Genomic DNA, 21,548 nt, shown 5'->3' with positions numbered 1-21,548 from the left:
AAGCAGTCAGATTCTGCCAAACAGCGCTAGCGAGTGCTGCTGATGCACTTAATCGGGGGTATAGCCCACGTGACGAGCAAAGGCTCTGCGCAAATGCTGCGCACTGCTAAAGCCACACAGAGCGGCCACTTGCTTCAAGGACAAACGGGCTTCCTGCAGATAGCGTTGCGCTGCCTGCACCCGAAAGAGTTCTACGGTTTTAGCGGGGGTCCGGCCCACGCTTTCTACATAGCGCCGCGCAAAGGTGCGTGGACTCATCGTGACACGCTCGGCCAGAGCTTCGATGCTTAAATCTGCTCCCAGGTTGTCGGCCATCCAGGCATGCAAACGCCCAAAGTCGGCCAGCACACCACATTGGCTGGACAGGGTATCGGAATGCTGAGACTGTGCCGACGAGCGCTTTAAAAACACCACCAGCAAACGCGCCAGATCCATGGCGGCGTCATAACCTCGATCTTCTTCCAACAAAGCCAAAGCCATATCCACACCGGCGCTGAACCCGGCGGTACTCCATAGGCTTTCATCGCGGACAAACACAGGCTCGGGCTCCACCCGAACCGCCGGATAACGAGCCGCCAGCACTTGCGCCGCCTGCCAATGCGTCGTCAAACGACGTTGGTCTGCCAGACCCGCTTCAGCCACTAAAAACGCTCCCGTGCACACGGCGCAAACACGACGAGCCAGGTGCCCATACTGACGTAACCAGGCCACCAGATCCGGCGGTATGGGCGGCTGTTCCGGCGGCCCACCACCGGGAACAACCAAGGTATCAATGCACTGCGCTGCACATTGGGCGATAGGCTCAGTCGCAATCACCACCCCACAGGATGTCCGTACCGGTCCACCGTGCAAGGACGCCACAAGCACCTGATAGCCTGGCAAGGTCACCGCTGGAAAATGTGTCGAGGCAATATAAAAGACGTCGCTGATGCCAGAGACGTCCGTTAAGGTCACCCCTTCAAAAACCAGGATGACGACCTGACGCAAAGCCGAAGAATCCGATGTTGCAACGCAAAGAGGAGAGCTCATAAGCCATGCAATGAACACTGTCCGGCAAACGCGGACAGGCAAATTCCCGGACGGGCACCATGCCCGAGCCAGAATGCCCGGCGATGGTAGCACAGGTGATGGATGGCTTGATCAAGGGTAAACCGCGACAGAACAGATCGCGTCTTGCTGGCCAGATACACGCCCCAACCCTGCACTGAGCTAAGCCGCTTCGCACTTCGCCTTGCAGTCCATCCGAGCGACCTTCTTGGCAGGCCCAAAGACCATAAAGCTCAAGGCTGCCAAGGTAAACGCGGCCAATGCGCCGTACACCATGACCCAGCCAAACCCGGCAATCAGGGCAGTATGGGCCGCCTCTACAGGATCGGCGGCCTGAACCAGCAAGACACTGCTTTGCGACACAGCGCTAACATCGCCCGAGGCTACTTTTTCGGCCAGATAACGCAGCTCACTGTCGGCAGACAGACCCAATCGACTACGCAGATCGCTCATGATGCCTTGCACCAATACAAAGCCCATCACAGCAATATTGAAGGCCAAGGAGATCATGCGGGCACTGGTATCTGCCCCCGAGGCCATACCGGCTCGCTCAGCCGACACCGAGGCGGTAATCACATTGGTGGTCGTCGTATTGGCCATACCCAGACCAATCCCGGCCAGCACGCAGCCTGGCAGAATCAGCCAGCCCGGCTGATCGGAAACACTGCCTATTTTCATCACTACAAAACCCAGGCCGATCAAGGCCAGACCCAACGTGATGACGCCACCCGCTTGCCAACGCTGTGCCAGCCGTTCTGCAAAAGGTGGGACAAACAGGGTCGGCAAGGTATAGGCCAGCAGAGCCAGCCCGGTCTGCACGCTGTCATACCCCAGCCCCACGTGAAAGTAGATAGGCAGATAGATGATAAAAGGCCAGAAGCTGAAGTTCATTCCCATTGAGCCCAGCAAGGCGCCGGAAAAACGACGGATGCGAAATACGGAAAACTCCAGCATGGGACGCGCACTTCTGCGCTCTGCGAAAACAAAGGCGATCAGGCTCAAAACGGACAGGGCAATAATGCTCAAAGCCTGCACACTGGCAAAACCCAACACGGGGCCTTGAGTCACAAAGAGCACCAGACAAAATACGGCCAGCGACAGGGTCGTGATTCCCGCTACATCCAGGCTGCTGGCCTGGGGGTCACGTGATTCCTGGACACCGGCCCGCGCCAACAACAAGGTCACAATAGCCAACACAGCATGAATCAAAAACACCCATTCCCAACTGGCCAAAGACAGAATCAGACCACCCACTATCGGACCAAAACCCAGTCCTGCCCCAAAGACCACACCCCACCATGCAAAGGCTTTGCCACGCTGCTGCCCGTCTCGAAACTGATTCGACAAGATAGCAATCTGACAGATCAGCATCATGGCGGCGCTCAAGCCTTGCAGGAAACGAGCGCCAATCAGAACAGCGGCACTTTCCGTCAGCCCGCATACCAGGGAGGTGATTCCGAACGCCACAATCCCGATCGTAAAAATGCGCTTGCGGCCATAGCGGTCCGCCAAAGTACCCACGCCCATCAGAATGGTCGTCATGGCAATGGTGTAGGCGGCCATCACCCATTGCAGTTGCCGAAAGCTGGCCCCCATGACCTGTTCAATGGTGGATAAGATCGGCGGAACGCTGGAGATTTCCAGGCCCAGCATCAAGGCCGACAAGCACACAGCGGCCAAGGCATAGCGGCCCTGACACGGGATAGAGGGAGTCATCGTTATCTTTCCAAAAAGTCGTCAATACACGTCGCCGTCCCGGCGAACCACGGCGTAGATGCCAAAACCAAGCAGCCCGGCACCGCTCAGTCAGGAGAGATAGTAGGGACGGGACAGCCATTCATCAATGCTATGATTGGGTATATCAGAAACAACAAATATGGATAGATCATGAGCCGCCCCATTCTGGATGTGGAGTCCGTACAGGCTTTTGTGAGCATTGCCGAGTTCCAAAGCTTTACCAAAGCCGCCGAAGCCTTGGGCACCACACAAGGCGCGATCAGCGTGAAGCTGAAACGCCTGGAAGAACGCCTGGGCTACAAACTGATCGAACGCACTCCAAGACTGGTGCGGCTCTCTGCCCAAGGTACGGTGTTCATTAATCCCGCACGTGAATTCATTGCCGCGCATGACCGCGCCAGAGCCGCCCTACTCTGCGATTGCCGCCGCTTCCGCTTGGGGATTGCCCAGCACGTTGCCGGGCCGGAAGTTCCTACCTTGCTGTCCCGTTTGAATGAGCGAGACCCCGCCCTGACGATTGAAGTCCGTCTGGAAAGCTCGCATCGCTTGCTGGAGGATTTTGACAAGGGCGAACTGGACGCCGTCATCGTGCGGCAAGAAGATCATCGCCGTGATGGAGAGGACCTGGGGCCTGAACACTTTGCCTGGTTTGCGGCACCCTGCTTTCATCAGCAAGAAGGCAAGCCATTACGCTTGGCCGCCCTGGCCCCCTGCTGTGGCGTGCGGGATATTGCGACACACGCCTTAAGCACTGCCGGGATTGAATGGAATGAAGTATTTGTAGGTGGAGGCCATGCCGCCGTGATGGCGGCAGTCTCGGCGGGTTTGGCGGTGGCAGCATTTTCGTGCCGCCTGGCACCGCCAGATGCGATTGATGTGGGCCAGCGTCTGGGACTGCCTGCCCTGCCCCCTTCCCGGATTGTGCTGCATTCGACACTGACAGATCAGCGTTCGCGGGAAGCCTTGAGGACCTTGGCGGCGGCATATCGGGAGCATCGTTCTACGCGACTGGCGGGGGCTGCGCAGGCCTGAGCGCCAAGGGTTCAAAGGGCTGGCAAGACCTCAATCCCATCAAGGCCAGTCTGAAAACGGATTCGCCCATGTTGTCCAGGTACTGGGACCACTGGCCATTTCTGCATCGCTTAACAAGCAGGCATCGAAACGGGCTCGTAATGCAGCCTCGTCCATATCCATGCCAATCAGCACCAGTTCCTGACGTGCGTCCCCTACTTGCTCATCCCATTTCTCCTTGATCAGGGCTAGCGCTTCGGGATCTTCCGGCCAACGCTCGGGCGGCATGGAGGCCCACCAGTAACCCGCCACGTGGTAGCGGGCAACGGCCCCGGCCTGTGACCAGGAGCCCGCCAAGGTAGGGAAATTCGCCAACCAGAAAAAGCCTTTGGAGCGCACCACGCCCAGCCATTCGCTTTCGACCAACTCCAGAAAACGCTGCGGGTGGAACGGGCGGCGGGCGCGGTAAACAAAGTTGCCTATGCCGTACTCTTCCGTTTCCGGGGTGTGAGTGCCGCGCAATTCCTGCAACCAGCCTGGGGCTCTGGAAGCCTCTTCAAAATCGAACAAACCGGTGTTGAGTACGCGGTCCAAGGGCACCTTGCCGAACTCGGCCGTTTCAATACGAGCGCGGGGATTCAGGCTATTCAGAATCGCCATCAGGCGCTCACGTTCTGGTTCGCTGATCAAATCGATCTTGTTCAGAACCAACACATCACAGAACTCGATCTGCTCAATCAACAAGTCCACAACGGTACGCGCGTCTTCTTCACCCAAGGATTCTCCACGAGACTGGATGCTGTCTTGCGAACGGTAGTCACGCAGAAAATTAAAGGCATCCACCACCGTGACCATGGTGTCCAGCCGAGCGACTTCACCCAGACAACGGCCATCTTCGCCTTCAAAGGTAAAGGTTTCGGCTACGGGCAGTGGCTCTGAAATGCCAGTGGATTCAATCACCAACTGATCAAACCGTCCTTCCTTGGCCAGACGGTCGACCTCCAGCAGCAAGTCCTCCCGCAAGGTGCAGCAAATACAGCCGTTGCTCATTTCCACCAGCTTTTCATCCGTGCGCGATAGTTCAGCACCGCCGTCGCGAACCAGAGCAGCATCAATATTGACCTCACTCATATCGTTCACGATGACGGCGACGCGGCGGCCTTCGCGATTGTTCAGGATGTGATTCAGCAAAGTCGTCTTGCCCGCCCCCAGAAAACCGGACAAGACCGTTACGGGAATTCGGGCTGTGTGATCAGCCGTGCTGTTGTCGGGGCTTATCGTCATTTCTCTTCGTCCTTAATGCATCAGTGGGCGATCCGTTCCAGAGGATTTCTCGCCAATTTTTTGAGATGTTATAACATAACAATAATTGACCAAGAAAAAACCCTCTTGTCAGGAGGGCTTGAAGCAATAAACGAACAATATAGAACTTGAAGAGCAAATCCTGAGCGTCAGATGTCAGGCAAGCCACGTAGATCGCTTTGTGTTGCTCGCCACTGTGCAAACAAGTCCGCTCGATGCCGGGGATATGGCTCTTCCAGGCTCAACAAAACCTGTATCCGGTCCGTCTGAAAATGACGGAAATCCTCTTTACGCTCACACCAGCCTACTAAAATCCGAACTTGTTGGAAGTAGCCCAAGGCGAAGGGCCAGATTACCCTCTCCGAGCTCTGGCCTGCCCCATCCACATACCTGATGTGCAATTTGCGTTGCAGGCGAATTGCTGTACGTGCGATACCTAGGTCAACGACTTCTGCATCCTGAATCAATCTGGGCCCGACCCGCAGGGCCGTGCTCTCCAGGCTGTCTTTCAGGCTATCAGGCAGCACAGCCGAAATCTTGGCCATCGCATCCGCAGCAGCTTTGGTGACAGGCTCGTCTGCGAACTTTTCTACCCAGCGAAACCCCAGCAGCAAGGCTTCCAGCTCTGCCTGAGAAAACATCAAAGGCGGCAACATAAAGCTGGGACGCAAGACATAGCCCACCCCCGGTTCGCCTTCTATATCTGCCCCCTGCGCCTGCAAAGAAGCGATATCCCGATACAAGGTACGAATGCTGATACCCAACTCCTCCGCCAGCCGCGCACCGCTGACCGGACGCTTGTGTCGGCGTAGTACTTGTAAAAGAGAAAGAAGTCGTTCTGCTCGGGCCATGCTGGATACTGCCATTTTTTGGCAGCATGGTCACCCATAATCATCGGATCAATCACACAAAGGACTGACGATGAAACACCCAAACCTGCTGCTTCTCTATGTTGAAGATCCAGCAGCCAGCCGCATTTTTTATGAAAAACTGCTCAAGAAAGCCCCCACCGAGTCTTTTCCCACCTATGTCGCTTTTGAACTGAACACAGGACTGACGCTGGGCTTATGGTCTACCCAGGCTGCCAGCTTTGTATCGTCCGGGACAGGGCATCGATCCGAACTCGCGTTTCTAGCCGATGATGACGCAGCCGTGGATCAGCTTTATCAGGACTGGGTCGCTACGGGCATACAGATCGAGCAAGAGCCTGCAACGGCTGTGTTCGGACGTACCTTTGTGGCACTGGATCTGGACGGGCATCGGCTGCGAGTGTGTACCGCAGGCTAAGGGTCAGAAACAGGCCGAGCCCTCACGAAGCGCCTCGGCCTGTTTAGCCATTGCGGCTCAATCCGACACGCTAGCCCGAAGCACAATCTTCTGCGCTGTCGCAGGCGACACTGTCATCGCCAAGGTGCCGTAATGCGCCCCCCAGGCACCTACTTGCCCTGGACTACGCGTACTTAAAAATACATCCACAACCTCTTGAGAGCTATATCGCATCAGCTCTGCCGCCTGCAACACACGGGCGACAGCTTCAGTCATGGGACGGGCCAGGAACTCATCCTGGATCGCCGCATGCACGATGCGTTCGGTATGCTGCACCAGTGCATCAAACCGCCGATCTTGCCCGGCCAAGGGTTTGAGCTCATTGAATACCGCCTCCACCGTGCGCGGGTCCTTGATCATGGCACGGCGTACATCCATGCACATCATATTGGCCGTCCCTTCCCAGACACTGTTCAAGGGGGCTTCGCGGTACACACGCGCCATCGGGTTTTCTTCGATGAAGCCGTTCCCGCCATGGCACTGCAAAGCCTCGTTCGCAATGGAAGGCGCTCGCGAGCAATTGAAGTATTTCGCGGCGGGTGTCGCTACACGGGCCAGGAATTTCTCGTGTTCGCTGCTTGGTATCTGATCCGTTGCCTTGGCCACCCGCAATGCCATCAAGGTCGCCGCCTCCACTTCCACCGCCATATCGGCCAGCACATTGCTCATCATGGGGCGGTCGGCAATGGAGGTTCCAAATGCCTTGCGTGATGTGGTGTGGCGCAAGGCCAAGGTCAGTGCCTGCCTCATCAAGCCTGCTGAACCAATCGCAAAATCCAATCTTGTCAGATGCGAATGCGACAGGATTTCCCGAATACCGCGCCCTTCTTCCCCCACCCGAATTGCCAGCGTTCCTGCATATTCAACCTCGCTGGAAGCATTCGATTTATTCCCGGCCTTGTCCTTCAGGCGCTGCACGAAAAAGCGGTTATAGCTGCCATCTGGCAAGGTGCGCGGCAAGAAAAAGCATGTCACGCCACCATTGACTTTGGCCAGCGTAAAAAAGCCATCCGACTGCGGCACGGAGCAAAACCATTTATGCCCGGTCAGCTCATACCAATGTGCCGTGGCACCGTGATAATCCGCGCTATGGGAAAAACGCGCCGTGGTCTGTGTCTCGCGCAAATCAGACCCGCCCTGCTTTTCTGTCATGGCATAGCCAATCACCACAGAGGGCTTCTCCCCCACTTCCCGACGGCTGTATTCATAGCGAGTGCCTTTGAGCTTGTCCGCCCACACGGCCAAAGCGGGCTCGGCCTCGAAACCTGCATAGGCTGCATACGCCATACCGGTCGGACAGCCTGTGCCGTGCTCCACCTGATTCCACAGATACGACAACACCGCACGCGCAAAGTGACCGTTTTTCTCTTGCGTGCGCCAGCTCAAATTCGGGACTTCATGCTGCCAAGCCAGCCCCATCAGCTCGTGCCAGCTTGGGTGAAACTCCAGCCAATCAATTCGATTGCCAAAACGGTCGTGCGTTTTTAATTCAGGCAAATGACGGTTAGCCAAACGAGCCAGTTCCTGCACGCTTTCATCACCGGCCACCGCCCCCAAAGCCTGACAACGCGACGCGGCCCACGGCGCTTCCCGTGCTATGGCCGCCTGCAATATCGCATCGCCCGTAAAAGCGTTAAAGCCACTGGCAGGCAAGGCCTGGTTCAGAACCTGATGTGTGCTGTAACGATCCGCTGGAGCATTCAAAATACTGCTGGCAAGGGGCTGATTCATGTCTGTCTCCGATCTGTTTTTCTAAGGCGTGGCAGAAAGGACTGCCACGCTGGCACAAGCCATCTGGGCAATCTGGTCAGCCAGCGCCGCCACTTGGCGCTGGTAACTGTCCGTGCCATCGTGCTGCTGACGGCTCAAGGGAGAAAGTGGGCCAATCAGGCCTTCCATAAAGCCGCCCACAATGACAGTGGCCGCAATATCAGGCTGCACATCACGACGCATTTCTTCGGCGTCCTGACCCATGGAAACAATGGAATGAATCACTTGGCTGATCGCCGCGCGGTAAACCAGGCGCGCAGCGTCAATCTCCTTGTCACACGGCTCCGCGATCAAGGCATAGGCAAGACGGGGATTGCGCATGGCGCGTTTGACGAAGGTGGAGACGGCCGAATGCAGGCGCAAGGTAGAGGAACCGTCAGCCTGGGCGATGTCTGTCAGCACATCCACCTCGCGCTGAGACACTAGCGACAAGACTTCTGCAAACAGTTCCGCCTTGGACGGGAAGTAACGGTAGACCGTTCCCGTCGCGATACCGGCAGCGGCCGCCACACTGGCAACCTGCGCCTCCTGCCAACCGCCTTCGCTCACCAAAGCACGAGCGGCTTCCAGGATACGGCTGCGATTATCTTGCAGGCGGGCTTCAACAGCGGGGGTTTGACGGTAAGCCATAAAGAAGTGAACTCGTATTCATTACATGAGTGAATCCTAGTTCATTTCTTTACGGCGGACAAGATTTCTTTAATCGCAAGTATTGAGGGGGCTCGTCTTTCACCATCGCGGGCAGACTGAAAACATCAAATTTTTGATGTGCGTAGACTGTAAAAACCCTTCATTGCTCAAGCCATTCCCCGGCCCCGCCCTCCTCGCTTGATCCGCCCTAAACCCTGGAGCGGTTGCGAAAGATTTCCAGAGCCCCACCCAGCAGACTCCCGAAGCGAGCCGCATTGTGACGCACCCCAGATTGCTGCCCACCTATAAAAAACAGATGCGCCATCTCCCCCACAATCTCTGAATGCCTGGGTAGTAGAAAAGCACTTTTTGAGGTCTTGATCGCAAAGGCCAGACGCGTGGCATCGACACGCGACTGATACTCCGCCACCAAAGGATCGTGCAAAGCCCATGCACGAATGGCCACTTCTCGATTAGGCTGCTTATCGGCAGCGATATGAATGTAGCGCTTCAAAACCTCCACCGCCCCCTGCCCCTGCGCCGCATACTCCAACATGCAAGCGGTGTAGTCATGCTCCCAGGTCGAGAGCAGTGCCCGCACAAAGTCCTCGCGATTGCGGAAATGGTGATAGAACGATCCGCGCGTCACATTCAAGCGGCGAGCAACCCGCTCCCCTGAAACGCCGATATAGCCTTCCAGATCCAGGGTTTTCAAACCTGCCTCAATCCAATCGCCTCTCGTCAACTTGCGCATCACGGGAACATACAGCCTGTGTAGGGTGATTAGTGAATAAATAGACTACGAAGCTTCACGGTGACCGCCGCAAGAACAGGGATTGCGGCTTTTTCATGGAGCTTGTAATGAAAGAAATAGCACTGATTGCCTTCGACCAATTCACGGACATAGATCTGTTTCTGATGTGGGACCTGCTAGGTCGAAACACACGAGACTGGCGCGTCAGGATACTGGGTGCGGCACCTATTTTACGATCTGCGCATGGTTTGGAAATACAGACACAGGGACCTCTATCCGAAGCCAGCCAAGCCGATGCGGTCTTGTTCAGCAGCGGTAAAAAGGGAGTGCCAGCGGCCATGAGCAATCCTGACTTTCTACCCAATCTGCACCTGAACCCCGAGCGTCAATTCATAGGCTCGATTTGTGCAGGTGTGTTTTTTCTGGAGCGCCTGGGCTTGCTACCCCAACGCAGGGCAACCACCCACCCCGATGCGCGCGCTTTATTGCAGGATGTGGATCTGGAACCCGTCGATCAAGCCTTGGTCTGTTACGGCAAGCTTGCCAACGCAGGCGGATGCCTGGCTTCTCTATACCTTGTGGGCTGGCTGGTGGAATCACTTTTCGATGCGCAGAAACGGCGGGAAACCTTGCTGCCAGTGTATCCAGCAGGGCAAGAAGCGATTTATGCGGAGCTCGTTGAACGGAGTATCCAGGAAGCCCGTATTTAATATGCTTTGAAGGGTCCTGGAAAACGAGTCGACGTGACTCTAGCCGTGACGCATCACACTAGCTATCCGCAGCCCAAATAGAACTGCCCCCAGCAACAGTGATGGCAAGGCCATCACTGTTGCTGGGGGCAGCTTGAACTACGAGACTAAACGATGCCCTAAGGCGTCTTAGCCCAACAATTCTTTACGAACAATCTCAGCACCGGCGCTCAAGGCATGCAGCTTGCCGCGTGCCACTGCGCGTGGCAAAGGTGCCATGCCGCAGTTGGTGGACGGATACAGCTTGTCAGCATCCACAAACTTCAGTGCTTTACGCAGCGTGTTGGCTACTTCGTCCGCCGTTTCAACCGTATTGGTCGCCACATCAATCGCGCCAACCATCACTTTCTTGCCACGAATCAGTTCAATCAGATCCATAGGCACCAGGGAGTTCTGGCACTCCAGGGAGATGATATCGATCTTGGATTGCTGCAGCTTGGGGAAGGACTCTTCGTACTGACGCCATTCCGAACCCAAGGTTTTTTTCCAATCCGTGTTGGCCTTGATGCCGTAGCCATAGCAAATGTGCACGGCAGTTTCGCACTTCAGACCTTCAATGGCACGTTCCAAGGTAGCGATACCCCAGTCGTTCACTTCATCAAAAAACACGTTGAAAGCAGGTTCATCAAACTGGATGATATCCACACCAGCCGCTTCCAGCTCTCTGGCTTCCTGATTCAGGATCTTGGCGAATTCCCAAGCCAGTTTTTCACGGCTCTTGTAGTGGTTGTCATACAGCGTATCGATCATGGTCATGGGACCAGGCAGCGCCCATTTGATCGGCTGCGTGGTTTGCTGACGCAGGAACTTGGCATCGTCCACAAACACGGACTTGGGACGAGTCACTGCACCCACAACGGTTGGCACGCTGGCGTCGTAACGGTCACGAATACGAACGGTCTCACGCTTTTCAAAATCAACCCCGTCCAGGTGTTCAATAAACGTGGTGACAAAGTGCTGGCGGGTTTGCTCGCCATCGCTAATCAGGTCGATACCGGCGTGCAGTTGCTCTTGCAGGGACAGACGCAGTGCGTCATTCTTGCCTTCGACCAGGTCCTCACCTTCCAGTCTCCAGGGCGACCACAATTTCTCGGGTTCAGCAAGCCAAGAGGGTTTAGGCAAACTGCCAGCGGTGGAGGTGGGTAGCAATTTTTTCATAATAAATAACCTTGTTGTTTTTGATTAATCAAAGCGCGTAGCTAGCAGCCCATTGATCAAGAATAACTTTGTATGGCTTGATAAAACTCTCTTCGGTAAACCGGCCCTGCTCAACCGCCAGTCGGCTACGCTCTTCGCGATCATAGACAATTTGCGTGACCGAGTGATCTGCATTTTTCAGGCTGGGTTGGTAACGCATTCCAGCCGCCGAGTTGGCATTATAAATCTCGGGACGGTAAATTCTCTGGAAGGATTCCATCGTGCTGATCGTACTGATCAACTCCAGATTCGTATAGTCGCTAAGCAGATCACCACGGAAATAGAAGGCCAAAGGCGCAACGCTATTTGGGGGCATGAAATAGCGAACCTGCAAGCCCATTTTGGCGAAATATTCATCGGTAGGAGAGAACTCGTTCTGCTGGTACTCAACACCCAATACGGGATGCTGATTACCGGTCCGGTGGTAAACCTTGCTGCTGGACACGCTCAGGCAGATAACGGGGGATTTGTTGAAGTTCTCTTTATACAGCGTGGAGTTCACAAAAGACTGAAACAGCTTGCCGTGCAAATCGCCAAAACCTTCTGGCGCGCTGAAGCCGTTTTTATTCTTGTTGTGCTCCAGCAAAACAACGCTGAAATCGTAATCCCGCACATAAGAAGAAAAGTTGTTTCCAACAATACCTTCAATGCGCTTGTTTTCTTTACAGTCAATGATGTTGGTTTTCAGAATCTCAATGGTAGGGAACGTAGAACCATTGCCTTCAACGTCAATATCAACCGAAACAATATCCAGCTCGACCGAGTAACGATCCCCATTCGGATTGTCCCAGTGTGCCAGGCTATTGAAGCGGTTATCTATCATCTTCAAGGTATTGCGCAGGTTTTCCTGGCGGCTTTCACCACGGGCCAGATTGGCGAAATTGGTGGTGATGCGTGTGTTGTCGGATGGACGGTAGTTTTCATCAAAACGGATGCTTTTGATGCTGAACGCGAATTCTTTATTCATTTTTATGTATGCCCTAATTTCTGTTATCAATCTCGAATTTACTTTCAAGCTAAATCACTGATTTAGAAAAATAAATTCATCTTGTTTATGCTTGCTCTGCGCTCGCTGCCTGGCCTGTTTCAGGACTGAGCCGGTTTCACCCCTGCCCCACACACCGCACTTTCTGGGGAAGCTGAAACACAGTGATGAAGCACTACGCCCAGCCCCTCAAAAAAAGTCCCGGCAGTTGGCCGGGACTCACCGCCAAAACTGCTCCTGATTCGATCAGGCACTTGCTCGCAAAGCTTTCGCTGCCGCCACCATATTGGTCAGCGCGGGAATCACCTCTGCCCATTGGCGTGTTTTCAGACCGCAGTCGGGATTCACCCACAAACGTTCTGCTGGCACGCGCTCGGCGGCTTTCTTCATCAAATCCACAATGTGCTGCTCGGTCGGGATGTTGGGCGAGTGAATGTCATACACGCCAGGGCCGATTTCATTGGGGTACTGGAAGTTCTCAAAGGCTTCCAGCAATTCCATATCCGAACGGCTGGTTTCGATGGTGATCACATCTGCATCCATATCGGCGATGGACGCAATAATGTCGTTGAACTCCGAGTAGCACATGTGGGTATGAATCTGCGTCTCGTCACCCACGCCGTTAGCGGTGATGCGGAAGCTTTCCACGGCCCAATCCAGATAGCTCTTCCATTGCGACTTGCGCAGTGGCAAGCCTTCACGCAAGGCTGCTTCGTCGATCTGAATAACGTGTACACCGGCCTTTTCCAGATCCAGCACTTCCTCGCGAATGGCCAGCGCCAATTGCAGGCAAGAAGCCGAGCGTGGCTGGTCATCACGCACAAAGGACCAGTTCAAAATCGTGACGGGGCCCGTCAACATGCCCTTCATGGGTTTTTGGGTCAGGGACTGAGCGTAGGTAATCCACTCCACCGTCATGGCTTGAGGGCGGCTGATGTCACCAAACAGAATAGGTGGTTTCACGCAGCGCGAACCGTAGGACTGCACCCAGCCGAACTGGCTAAATGCGTAGCCGTCCAGTTGCTCACCGAAGTACTCGACCATGTCGTTGCGCTCGGCTTCACCGTGCACCAAAACGTCCAGACCCAGCTTTTCCTGTTCGCGCACGCTGCGCTCAATCTCGGCACGCATGGCGTTCTGATAGCTGCTTTCATCCAGGCGACCAGCCTTGAACTCACTACGCGCACGACGGATTTCAGTCGTCTGCGGGAAAGAACCAATCGTGGTGGTGGGGAATGCGGGCAGCTTCAGGAATTCAGCTTGCTTGGAAGCACGCTGTGCGTAAACACTCTTGCGCTTGCCCAGTTCAGCATTGATACGAGCAACCGCCGCTTTGACAGCAGGATTATTCACACGAGACGAGTTGCGACGAGCCGTCAGGGCTGCCAGGTTCTCGGCCAACTCAGCCTTCACAGCATCGCGACCTTCACGCAGGGCCTTGCCCAATACGCGCAATTCGTCTAATTTTTGCAAGGCAAAGGCCAGCCAGGACTTCACATCGGCATCCAGCTTTTGTTCGCTGTCCAGATCAACCGGCACATGCAACAGAGAGCACGAAGGTGCAATCCACAGGCGCTCGCCCAGTTGCTTCGCGATAGGCTCGACCCAATCCAGAACAGCAGTCAAATCTGTCTTCCAGATATTGCGGCCATTGATCACGCCCAGGGACAAGACTTTGTCCTCTCCCAGCAGTTTGAGCAGGGATTCCACGCCATCACGGTCATTGATGGCATCGACGTGCAAACCGGCCACAGGCAGGCTGGCGGCCAAAGCGGCGTTTTCCAGCAGCTCACCAAAATAAGTCGCCACCAGCAGTTTCACGCCTGAGGACTTCAGGTGCTGATAGGCCGTCTTGAACGCTTGCTGCCACTCGGCGTCCAGTTCGGTAACCAGAATAGGCTCGTCAATCTGCACCCACTCCACACCCGCCTTCGCCAGCGTGTCCAGCAATTGGGCATACACAGGCAGCAGACGATCCAGCAAGACCAGCTTGTTGGATTCATCCTTGGCCTTGCCCAACGCCAGATAGGTCACGGGGCCAATGATCACAGGCTTGGCTTTCACGCCCTGGGCCTTGGCTTCAGCCAACTGCTCCAGCAGACGCGAGGCGTCCAGCGTGAATTGGGTGTCAGCCGTAAATTCGGGGACGATGTAGTGATAGTTCGTGTCGAACCACTTGGTCATTTCACCAGCAGCCACACCACCACCGCAGCAGGCGCTGTGATCTTCCAAGCCCTTGGCCGAACGACCGCGCGCTACGCGGAAGTAGTTATCCAGCTCATCGCCATGGAAACCCTGGACTCGCTCGGGCAAGTTGCCCAGCAAGAAGCTGGCATCCAGCACCTGATCGTAAAAAGAGAAGTCGCCCACGGGCACCAGATCCAGACCCGTCTGGTTCTCCCAATGACGCTGGCGCAGTTGAGCACCCAGAGCCTTGAGTTCGTCACGCGAAGATTCGCCCTTCCAGTAAGACTCCAAGGCGAACTTCAGTTCCCGTTTGGCGCCGATGCGCGGAAAGCCAAGATTATGAATCGTCGTCATGTGCTGCTCTCAATAGGCCAGTGAATTAAAGAATGACTTGCATTGTAGGAAGCCATATCAATGAAGTAAAATGGTCTTATCTCACCAATCCATGAATATCCTTCACGAATCATGTTAGAGCGCATCCATCTGGCCGTCGTACAGCAAGTTGACAAGCAAGGGTCCCTGACCGCCGCCGCAGGCGTGCTGCACGTTACCCAATCCGCCCTTAGTCACACCATGAGGAAACTGGAGCAGCAACTGGGCACCGAAATCTGGCGACGCGAAGGCCGTAGCCTGCAGCTAACCCAGGCTGGGCAGTACCTGCTGGCCGTCGCGAATCGCGTCCTGCCGCAACTGGATCTGGCTGAAGAACGCTTGGGGCAGTTTGCTCAAGGAGAGCGAGGCTCGCTGCGTATCGGCATGGAATGCCACCCCTGCTATCAGTGGCTGCTGAAGATCGTCTCGCCGTATCTCAGTGCCTGGCCGGATGTGGATGTGGATGTGAAGCAGAAATTCCAGTTTGGCGGCATCGGCGCGCTGTTTGGCTTTGAAATCGATCTGCTTGTGACACCAGACCCGCTCTATAAACCGGGTTTGAAGTTCGAGCCTGTGTTCGACTATGAACAGGTGCTGGTGGTCAATAAAGCTCATGCACTGGCTAAGGTGGACTATGCCAAACCCAAGGACCTGGACCGGGAAGTGCTGATCTCCTATCCGGTCGACATAGACAGGCTGGATATCTACAACCAGTTTTTGCTGCCCGCAGGCATCGCCCCCCGACGCCACAAGGCGATTGAGACAACAGACATCATGATGCAGATGGTGGCCAGCGGGCGCGGGGTCGCAGCCCTACCCCGATGGTTAGTGGAGGAGTATGCAGAAAAGCTGGATGTGGTGCCGGTGAGGTTGGGCAAGCATGGCATCGCCAAGCAGATTTTCTTGGGGATGAGGGAGACGGAGGCCGTGATTGATTATCTGCAGGCGTTTATGGATCTGGCTCGGAGGTCTGGGCCGAGTACAGGACCAAGCCTTACCTAGCGACGGCCCGTCTTAGCGCCGGACTTAAGTTGGGCCCAGAGTTTGGCGAGCATCTTTTGTAGTACTTGGCATTCCGCTTCATCAAGGCTGCTGGTCAGCGATTCGCACATCTGCCAGAACGCAGGCAGGGCTTCGTCCACCAACTTACGGCCCTCATCCGTTAACTCCAAAGCAAAACTGCGTCGATCCTCGGTACTTAATTTGCGGCGCAACAGATCTCGTTTTTCCAGCCAGTCCAGCAAGGATGTCACTGTAGAGCGCGTCACGCCGAAATACTCCGCGATGTTGGACGGCGTGATCGCCTGACTCTCCACCAATCCCCGCTCTGCCAGACTGAAAAACATCAATACATCGAATTTGTTCTCTGACAGGCCGAACGGCGCGAGACGGCTGTTCGCACACTGCTCGATATCGTCACACAGCCACAGCATCAACAAGCCTAACCCTGCACGGCTTGGGTTGGTGTTTTCGGCGGCACTAGCGCGCATCAGCTCCAAGTGAGGGCGTACTGCCTTAAGAGCCGTGAGAGATGGCGCAGAAGCGGATGTTTTGGACCGGTGCATGATGGGTCAAGCTCAATACCAAAGGGAAGGTTGGCAATCATAGCGCAAAGAAATAGTACCACTTGCGTATAATACGATAGCCGTACTATATTTCTATTGCTTCACAACAATCAAAGGCCAAGCCTCAATTAAAAATCCCGAAGGAGCCTATACACCATGAAAGTAATTGAATTGCACCACGTTGGTTTCGGCGTCAATCATGCGCAGGCCGATGCCATGCTTGATTTCTATCGCAACGTGCTGGCTTTGCCACAAGACCCGTCTCGCTGGAAGATTCCTGGCATTTACGGTTCTTGGTTCAACCTACCCAATGGCACCCAACTGCACATTCTTGGTTGCGAAGGCGTTTCCCAGTACGCCAAAGGACCAGATCAGGACCCGGTCTCGAATCACTTTGCCCTTGCCGTCGAGGACATACTTGCCGCCGAACAAGAGCTGGTGGAGCAAGGCATCGAGTACTTCACCCTCGACAATGTTGCCTCTCCCAACCTGAAACAGTTGTTCCTGCGCGATCCCGCAGGAAACCTTATCGAGCTGCATCAGGCCACGGCTCGTAGCGCGGGTGTCGCAGTAGAAGAGCAGCAACCGGGCCCAAGCGCCAATCGCTAAATGTATAGCTAGCAGGAGTGAGACATGTATTTCGATATGAAAGCTTTAAGCAGCTCGCAACGTAGCAAGCTGGTGCACTCCACGGTAATTCCCCGGCCTATTGCATGGGTGAGTTCGTGCAGTGCTTCGGGTGCGGTCAACGTCGCACCATTTTCGTTTTTCAATGTGATGTCCGGGGACCCACCGTTGCTGTGCCTTTGCATCGGTTCGCGCGCGGGTGAGCCCAAAGACACAGCACGCAACATCGTCGACCAAGGCGAATTTGTAGTCAATCTGGTCTCGGAAAATATGGCCGGACGCATGACTATCACCTCTATAGACTTCGATGCCGACTTGAATGAAGCGCAAGAGGCGGGACTTGAAATGCTCCCAAGCCAGCAGGTGACTGTGCCAAGAATCGGATCGAGCCCATGCTCGATGGAGTGCAAGGTCCGCCAGTTGATTGATATTGACGGTATACGAACCTTTGTACTCGCAGACATCGTCGGCGTACACCTATGCGACGAGGCCGTTACCGACGTCAGCAAGATGTTCATCGACCCATTGCCAATGGCCTTGATCGGGCGTCTTCACAGTCCGGGCTGGTACTGCAAAGTATCAGCCGATTTCCAGCTTTCCACGCCCTCTCCCCAGCAATGGCAGGCCCTGAAGGATCAGGGACAGGCGCAGCAGTTGTTGAACTGGCAAGCCCCAGCCCCGACACATTCCAGAGGCCAAGATGTTGAATGCAAATGAAGTGCGCCAAAGCGCTGAATACCTGGATAAGGCCGAGCGCTCTCGCGAGCAAATACGTCAGATTTCGCTGAGCCATCCCGAGATGAGCATCACTGATGCTTATGCCATCCAGCACGCTTGGGTACAGATGAAGCTTGCCCGTGGTCAGCGAATTATCGGCCACAAAATCGGCCTGACTTCGCGGGCGATGCAAATGGCTTCACAGATTGATGAGCCAGACTACGGCGTACTGCTCGATGACATGCTCTGGGGCGATGGCAGTGAAATCAAACGCGAGCAGCTAATCCTTCCCAGGGTAGAAGTGGAACTGGCTTTCATCCTGAACCGCCGCTTGGCGGGTGAGCAAGTGACACTATTAGATGTGCTGGACGCCACCCGTTATGTGGTACCCGCACTGGAGATCATCGATGCACGCTCCGAACAGCTAGACCGTGAAACTAAGCGACCACGTCGGGTGGTCGACACCATTGCCGACAATGCGGCAAATGCCGGGGTGATCCTCGGTGGGCGTCCAGTGCGTGTAGATGATCTGGACTTACGCTGGGTGGGTGCCCTGTTGATGCGTAATGGCGTCATCGAGGAGACAGGCCTGTCAGCAGGTGTTCTTAACCACCCTGCCAATGGTGTTGCATGGCTATGCCATCGCCTGGCTGCATTCGACAGTGGCCTCGAACCGGGACACATCGTGCTCTCCGGCTCTTTCACTCGACCAGTGCATGCCAACGGCGGCGACACCTTTCATGCTGACTTCGGACCACTGGGCAGCGTCGGCTGCCACTTCGTCTGATCCTTTACTCACCAAGATTTAGCTATGCATAACACCTTCAAACAAGCGCTTGGCAAGAACGATCCGGTAATTGGCCTATGGCTGGGCCTGGCCAACGCTTACACCGCCGAACTACTCGCAGGTACCGGATACGACTGGCTAGTTATCGACAACGAACATGCCCCCAATACCGTGCCCTCAACCTTGGCGCAACTGCAGGCCCTGGCGGGCACACCGGCACACGCGGTTGTCCGTGCCTCTAGTGATGACACTGTAGAGATCAAACGCTTACTTGATCTGGGGGCCCAAACCCTGCTCATTCCGATGGTAGAAAGCGCCGAACAGGCCACACGCATCGTCGCCGCAACACGCTACCCACCAGTTGGGGTGCGCGGGGTCGGAGCAGCCTTGGCGCGAGCCTCACGCTGGCAACAAGTACCCGATTACCTGGCCAAAGCTGACACTCAGATTTGTACGCTGGTGCAAGTTGAAAGCATGGCGGGTCTGGCAGCCCTGCCTGAGATTGCACGGGTCAGCGGCGTAGATGGAGTGTTCATCGGCCCGGCTGACCTGGCAGCGTCGATGGGTCATTTGGGCAATCCTGGACACCCTCAAGTGCAGCAGGCAATAGCGACAGCCATTGGCGAGATTCGTAAAGCCGGTAAAGCGGCGGGTATTCTCAGCGGTGACTTGGCTATGGCTCGCACTTACTTGCAACTAGGGGCCGTGTTTGTCGCAGTGGGGTCTGATGTCGGGGTGTTGTCGAATGGTGCGCGGGCTTTGCGGGAGGCGTTTCGGGATATTGCGTAATTATTTTCCTTCGGACGCTTGTGTCAAAGAAGGTGAGAGAGGTGAATCGTACTATCGTTGATTGGACGGATCGGGGGACGGGGGCGAGGCATGCAAGGTCATGCTCGCTTAACCAGACTGTAGTCGCGTTAGCTACGTCAGACTCCTTGTCTCAACTGATTTTCTATCGATAGAAAGAAGTGTCAACGTAATTCAGTCGCAAAAACAAAAAAGCCCGCATAATTGCGGGCTTTTTGACTTTCTATGCCATCAGATGTCTGGTCATGCCAGACGTAAAATCATTCCCACTCAATCGTCGCTGGCGGCTTGCTGCTTACGTCGTACGTCACACGGTTAATGCCACGCACTTCGTTGATGATGCGGCCAGAAGTCCGTTTCAGCAGCGAGTATGGCAGTTCAGCCCAGTCAGCAGTCATGAAGTCAGTGGTCTGCACTGCGCGCATGGCAACAACGTACTCATAGGTACGAGCATCGCCCATCACGCCTACGCTCTTTACAGGCAGGAAGACGGTGAAGGCCTGGGAAGTCAGGTCGTACCAATTCTTGCCGGTTTCTTCGTCAACCGTATTGCGCAGCTCTTCGATGAAGATGGCATCAGCCTGGCGCAGCAGGTCTGCGTATTCACGCTTGATTTCACCCAGGATACGGACGCCCAAGCCTGGGCCTGGGAAGGGGTGACGGTAGACCATTGCGGGTGGCAAGCCCAGGGCTACGCCCAGTTTGCGCACTTCGTCTTTGAACAGTTCGCGCAGCGGTTCCAGCAGTTTCAGGTTCAGCGTGTCTGGCAGGCCGCCCACGTTGTGGTGGGATTTGATGCCTGTGGCTTTGCCGGATTTAGCGGCGGCGGATTCGATTACGTCCGGGTAGATCGTGCCTTGTGCCAGCCAGCGGGCGTTGCTGAGTTTGGCGGCTTCTTCCTGGAAGATTTCCACGAATTCACGGCCGATGATCTTGCGCTTGGCTTCCGGGTCGGTCACACCGGCCAGTTTGCCCAGGAAGCGGTCGGATGCGTCGATATGGATGATCTTCAGGCCCATATTGTCAGCGAAGGTGCTCATGACTTGCTCGGCTTCGTTCAAGCGCAGCAGGCCGTGGTCCACGAAGACGCAAGTCAGCTTGTCGCCGATGGCCTGATGGATCAGAGCGGCAGCAACGGAAGAGTCCACACCACCAGACAGAGCCAGGATGACTTCTTCGTCGCCGACTTGGTCGCGGATATTGGCGATAGCCTCTTCCACGTAGTCAGGCATGTTCCAGTCGCCCACGCAGCCACAGATGTCGCGCACAAAGCGTTCAAACAAGGCACCACCTTGGACGGTATGTGTAACTTCAGGGTGGAACTGAACAGCGTAGAAACGACGTTCTTCGTCGGCCATACCGGCGATGGGGCAGGTTGGCGTGGACGCCATCAGCTTGAAGCCGGGAGGCAGCGCGGTGACTTTGTCGCCGTGGCTCATCCAGACTTTAAGCATGCCGTGGCCTTCTGCCGTGGCGAAATCTTGAATGCCTTCCAGCAATTTAGTGTGGCCGTGGGCACGCACTTCAGCGTAGCCAAATTCGCGCTTGTCGGAGCCTTCGGTAACGCCGCCCAGTTGGCGAGCCATGGCTTGCATGCCGTAGCAAATGCCCAGAACGGGTACGCCTGCGTCAAAAGCAGCGGCGGGAACTTGCAAAGCATCGTCGGCGTAGACCGATGCGTGGCTGCCCGACAGAATGATCCCTTTCAGGCCTTCTTGGGAACGGATGAATTCATCGCTAACATCACCGGGGTGAATCTCACAGTACGCACCGGCTTCGCGTACGCGACGCGCAATAAGCTGGGTGACCTGGGAGCCGTAATCAAGAATCAGAATTCGCTGGTGCATGAAAGTATCGAGCCAATAATAAAGCGGTAAAGGATCTATTTTACGCTGTGTAGCGCCGCTTAGGGAGTGGCTGAAATACTCCAGGCTGAAATTGTCCTGCATCACTGGCATTCATGCGGCAAGGCAGCTAC

20 protein-coding genes are annotated in these 21,548 nt (G+C 55.4%); 8 read left to right on the top strand and 12 right to left on the bottom strand.

The window, feature by feature from the left end:
• Nucleotides 1-48: 48 nt before the first annotated feature.
• Together JYG33_RS02675 and JYG33_RS02670 are read right to left on the bottom strand one after the other, a co-directional pair.
• Entirely contained in the window at nt 49-1,029 is a 981-nt protein-coding gene (locus JYG33_RS02675) for a DJ-1/PfpI family protein (RefSeq protein WP_207874111.1), read from the bottom strand.
• 180 nt (nt 1,030-1,209) lie between these two features.
• Complete coding sequence (locus tag JYG33_RS02670) at nt 1,210-2,763, bottom strand: MFS transporter (RefSeq protein ID WP_207874107.1); 1,554 nt, start codon at nt 2,761-2,763, stop codon at nt 1,210-1,212.
• 171 nt (nt 2,764-2,934) lie between these two features.
• Between JYG33_RS02670 and JYG33_RS02665 the strand changes: the two genes are divergently transcribed.
• Nucleotides 2,935-3,816: a LysR family transcriptional regulator gene (locus JYG33_RS02665; RefSeq protein WP_207874105.1), complete on the top strand. Its 882-nt coding sequence runs from the start codon at nt 2,935-2,937 to the stop codon at nt 3,814-3,816.
• Between the two features lie 39 nt (nt 3,817-3,855).
• Here JYG33_RS02665 and zigA read toward each other — a convergent pair whose 3' ends face one another.
• Together zigA and JYG33_RS02655 are read right to left on the bottom strand one after the other, a co-directional pair.
• The gene (zigA, locus tag JYG33_RS02660) at nt 3,856-5,079 is read right to left on the bottom strand and encodes a zinc metallochaperone GTPase ZigA (RefSeq protein WP_207874103.1); all 1,224 of its coding nucleotides are present in this window, start codon (nt 5,077-5,079) and stop codon (nt 3,856-3,858) included.
• Nucleotides 5,080-5,246: 167 nt separating this feature from the next.
• Nucleotides 5,247-5,948, bottom strand: coding sequence for a YafY family protein (locus JYG33_RS02655; RefSeq protein WP_207875712.1), 702 nt, complete (start codon nt 5,946-5,948; stop codon nt 5,247-5,249).
• A 70-nt stretch (nt 5,949-6,018) separates the two neighbouring features.
• On the opposite strand from JYG33_RS02655, the gene JYG33_RS02650 reads away from it, so the two are divergent.
• On the top strand, nt 6,019-6,384 hold the full coding sequence (locus JYG33_RS02650) for a VOC family protein (protein ID WP_207874101.1): 366 nt from the start codon (nt 6,019-6,021) through the stop codon (nt 6,382-6,384).
• A 57-nt stretch (nt 6,385-6,441) separates the two neighbouring features.
• Here the strand turns inward: JYG33_RS02650 and JYG33_RS02645 are convergent, their stop codons facing one another.
• The 3 genes from JYG33_RS02645 to JYG33_RS02635 form a co-directional block, all read right to left on the bottom strand.
• Complete coding sequence (locus JYG33_RS02645) at nt 6,442-8,154, bottom strand: acyl-CoA dehydrogenase family protein (protein ID WP_207874099.1); 1,713 nt, start codon at nt 8,152-8,154, stop codon at nt 6,442-6,444.
• Between the two features lie 21 nt (nt 8,155-8,175).
• Complete coding sequence (locus JYG33_RS02640; RefSeq protein WP_207874097.1) at nt 8,176-8,823, bottom strand: TetR/AcrR family transcriptional regulator; 648 nt, start codon at nt 8,821-8,823, stop codon at nt 8,176-8,178.
• A 208-nt stretch (nt 8,824-9,031) separates the two neighbouring features.
• Nucleotides 9,032-9,577: a TetR/AcrR family transcriptional regulator gene (locus tag JYG33_RS02635; RefSeq protein ID WP_207874095.1), complete on the bottom strand. Its 546-nt coding sequence runs from the start codon at nt 9,575-9,577 to the stop codon at nt 9,032-9,034.
• 107 nt (nt 9,578-9,684) lie between these two features.
• Between JYG33_RS02635 and JYG33_RS02630 the strand changes: the two genes are divergently transcribed.
• Nucleotides 9,685-10,287 (top strand): DJ-1/PfpI family protein, encoded by a 603-nt coding sequence (locus JYG33_RS02630; RefSeq protein WP_207874093.1) that lies wholly within the window; start codon nt 9,685-9,687, stop codon nt 10,285-10,287.
• Nucleotides 10,288-10,455: 168 nt separating this feature from the next.
• On the opposite strand, the gene JYG33_RS02625 is transcribed toward JYG33_RS02630, so the two are convergent.
• The 3 genes from JYG33_RS02625 to metE form a co-directional block, all read right to left on the bottom strand.
• Complete coding sequence (locus tag JYG33_RS02625) at nt 10,456-11,484, bottom strand: methionine synthase (RefSeq protein ID WP_207874091.1); 1,029 nt, start codon at nt 11,482-11,484, stop codon at nt 10,456-10,458.
• 28 nt (nt 11,485-11,512) lie between these two features.
• Nucleotides 11,513-12,490, bottom strand: a complete 978-nt coding sequence (locus JYG33_RS02620; RefSeq protein ID WP_207874089.1) for a DUF1852 domain-containing protein — start codon at nt 12,488-12,490, stop codon at nt 11,513-11,515.
• Between the two features lie 264 nt (nt 12,491-12,754).
• Entirely contained in the window at nt 12,755-15,049 is a 2,295-nt protein-coding gene (metE, locus tag JYG33_RS02615; protein WP_207874087.1) for a 5-methyltetrahydropteroyltriglutamate--homocysteine S-methyltransferase, read from the bottom strand.
• Nucleotides 15,050-15,160: 111 nt separating this feature from the next.
• On the opposite strand from metE, the gene JYG33_RS02610 reads away from it, so the two are divergent.
• Nucleotides 15,161-16,069 carry a LysR family transcriptional regulator gene (locus tag JYG33_RS02610; RefSeq protein WP_207874085.1) on the top strand — a complete coding sequence of 303 codons (909 nt, stop codon included), beginning with the start codon at nt 15,161-15,163 and terminating at the stop codon, nt 16,067-16,069.
• Here the strand turns inward: JYG33_RS02610 and JYG33_RS02605 are convergent.
• Nucleotides 16,066-16,632, bottom strand: a complete 567-nt coding sequence (locus tag JYG33_RS02605) for a MarR family transcriptional regulator (protein ID WP_207874083.1) — start codon at nt 16,630-16,632, stop codon at nt 16,066-16,068. The two genes, JYG33_RS02610 and JYG33_RS02605, sit on opposite strands and share 4 nt — an antisense overlap.
• 156 nt (nt 16,633-16,788) lie before the next feature.
• Between JYG33_RS02605 and JYG33_RS02600 the strand changes: the two genes are divergently transcribed.
• From JYG33_RS02600 to hpaI, 4 genes are read left to right on the top strand one after another with little or no spacing between them, the layout of a single operon-like run.
• Complete coding sequence (locus JYG33_RS02600; RefSeq protein WP_207874081.1) at nt 16,789-17,241, top strand: VOC family protein; 453 nt, start codon at nt 16,789-16,791, stop codon at nt 17,239-17,241.
• A gap of 24 nt (nt 17,242-17,265) precedes the next feature.
• Nucleotides 17,266-17,976 carry a flavin reductase family protein gene (locus JYG33_RS02595; RefSeq protein WP_207874079.1) on the top strand — a complete coding sequence of 237 codons (711 nt, stop codon included), beginning with the start codon at nt 17,266-17,268 and terminating at the stop codon, nt 17,974-17,976.
• Nucleotides 17,960-18,763 (top strand): 2-oxo-hept-4-ene-1,7-dioate hydratase, encoded by an 804-nt coding sequence (hpaH, locus tag JYG33_RS02590; RefSeq protein WP_207874077.1) that lies wholly within the window; start codon nt 17,960-17,962, stop codon nt 18,761-18,763. The genes JYG33_RS02595 and hpaH overlap by 17 nt, the downstream gene beginning before the upstream one ends.
• Before the next feature lie 24 nt (nt 18,764-18,787).
• Entirely contained in the window at nt 18,788-19,552 is a 765-nt protein-coding gene (hpaI, locus tag JYG33_RS02585) for a 4-hydroxy-2-oxoheptanedioate aldolase (protein WP_207874075.1), read from the top strand.
• Nucleotides 19,553-19,830: 278 nt separating this feature from the next.
• On the opposite strand, the gene guaA is transcribed toward hpaI, so the two are convergent.
• Complete coding sequence (gene guaA, locus JYG33_RS02580; protein WP_207874073.1) at nt 19,831-21,417, bottom strand: glutamine-hydrolyzing GMP synthase; 1,587 nt, start codon at nt 21,415-21,417, stop codon at nt 19,831-19,833.
• Nucleotides 21,418-21,548 lie beyond the last annotated feature (131 nt).

Origin of the sequence: Alcaligenes sp. SORT26, from assembly GCF_017377875.1 — a bacterium.
GTDB classification, from domain to species: domain Bacteria; phylum Pseudomonadota; class Gammaproteobacteria; order Burkholderiales; family Burkholderiaceae_B; genus Alcaligenes; species Alcaligenes parafaecalis.
Note: the sequence above shows the minus strand (reverse complement) of the source record. Positions and strands in the feature narration are given on the sequence as shown.

Bases quoted from the DNA above. Each gene is read 5' to 3' on its own strand.
- JYG33_RS02650 (WP_207874101.1), top strand. From the start codon at position 6,019: ATGAAACACCCAAACCTGCTGCTTCTCTATGTTGAAGATCCAGCAGCC.
- JYG33_RS02645 (WP_207874099.1), bottom strand. From the start codon at position 8,154: ATGAATCAGCCCCTTGCCAGCAGTATTTTGAATGCTCCAGCGGATCGT.
- JYG33_RS02640 (WP_207874097.1), bottom strand. From the start codon at position 8,823: ATGGCTTACCGTCAAACCCCCGCTGTTGAAGCCCGCCTGCAAGATAAT.
- JYG33_RS02600 (WP_207874081.1), top strand. From the start codon at position 16,789: ATGAAAGTAATTGAATTGCACCACGTTGGTTTCGGCGTCAATCATGCG.
- JYG33_RS02625 (WP_207874091.1), bottom strand. From the start codon at position 11,484: ATGAAAAAATTGCTACCCACCTCCACCGCTGGCAGTTTGCCTAAACCC.
- JYG33_RS02595 (WP_207874079.1), top strand. From the start codon at position 17,266: ATGTATTTCGATATGAAAGCTTTAAGCAGCTCGCAACGTAGCAAGCTG.
- JYG33_RS02605 (WP_207874083.1), bottom strand. From the start codon at position 16,632: ATGCACCGGTCCAAAACATCCGCTTCTGCGCCATCTCTCACGGCTCTT.
- JYG33_RS02630 (WP_207874093.1), top strand. From the start codon at position 9,685: ATGAAAGAAATAGCACTGATTGCCTTCGACCAATTCACGGACATAGAT.
- metE (WP_207874087.1), bottom strand. From the start codon at position 15,049: ATGACGACGATTCATAATCTTGGCTTTCCGCGCATCGGCGCCAAACGG.
- JYG33_RS02675 (WP_207874111.1), bottom strand. From the start codon at position 1,029: ATGAGCTCTCCTCTTTGCGTTGCAACATCGGATTCTTCGGCTTTGCGT.
- JYG33_RS02655 (WP_207875712.1), bottom strand. From the start codon at position 5,948: ATGGCCCGAGCAGAACGACTTCTTTCTCTTTTACAAGTACTACGCCGA.
- JYG33_RS02665 (WP_207874105.1), top strand. From the start codon at position 2,935: ATGAGCCGCCCCATTCTGGATGTGGAGTCCGTACAGGCTTTTGTGAGC.
- JYG33_RS02620 (WP_207874089.1), bottom strand. From the start codon at position 12,490: ATGAATAAAGAATTCGCGTTCAGCATCAAAAGCATCCGTTTTGATGAA.
- JYG33_RS02670 (WP_207874107.1), bottom strand. From the start codon at position 2,763: ATGACTCCCTCTATCCCGTGTCAGGGCCGCTATGCCTTGGCCGCTGTG.
- JYG33_RS02635 (WP_207874095.1), bottom strand. From the start codon at position 9,577: ATGCGCAAGTTGACGAGAGGCGATTGGATTGAGGCAGGTTTGAAAACC.
- hpaI (WP_207874075.1), top strand. From the start codon at position 18,788: ATGCATAACACCTTCAAACAAGCGCTTGGCAAGAACGATCCGGTAATT.
- JYG33_RS02610 (WP_207874085.1), top strand. From the start codon at position 15,161: ATGTTAGAGCGCATCCATCTGGCCGTCGTACAGCAAGTTGACAAGCAA.
- zigA (WP_207874103.1), bottom strand. From the start codon at position 5,079: ATGACGATAAGCCCCGACAACAGCACGGCTGATCACACAGCCCGAATT.
- hpaH (WP_207874077.1), top strand. From the start codon at position 17,960: ATGTTGAATGCAAATGAAGTGCGCCAAAGCGCTGAATACCTGGATAAG.
- guaA (WP_207874073.1), bottom strand. From the start codon at position 21,417: ATGCACCAGCGAATTCTGATTCTTGATTACGGCTCCCAGGTCACCCAG.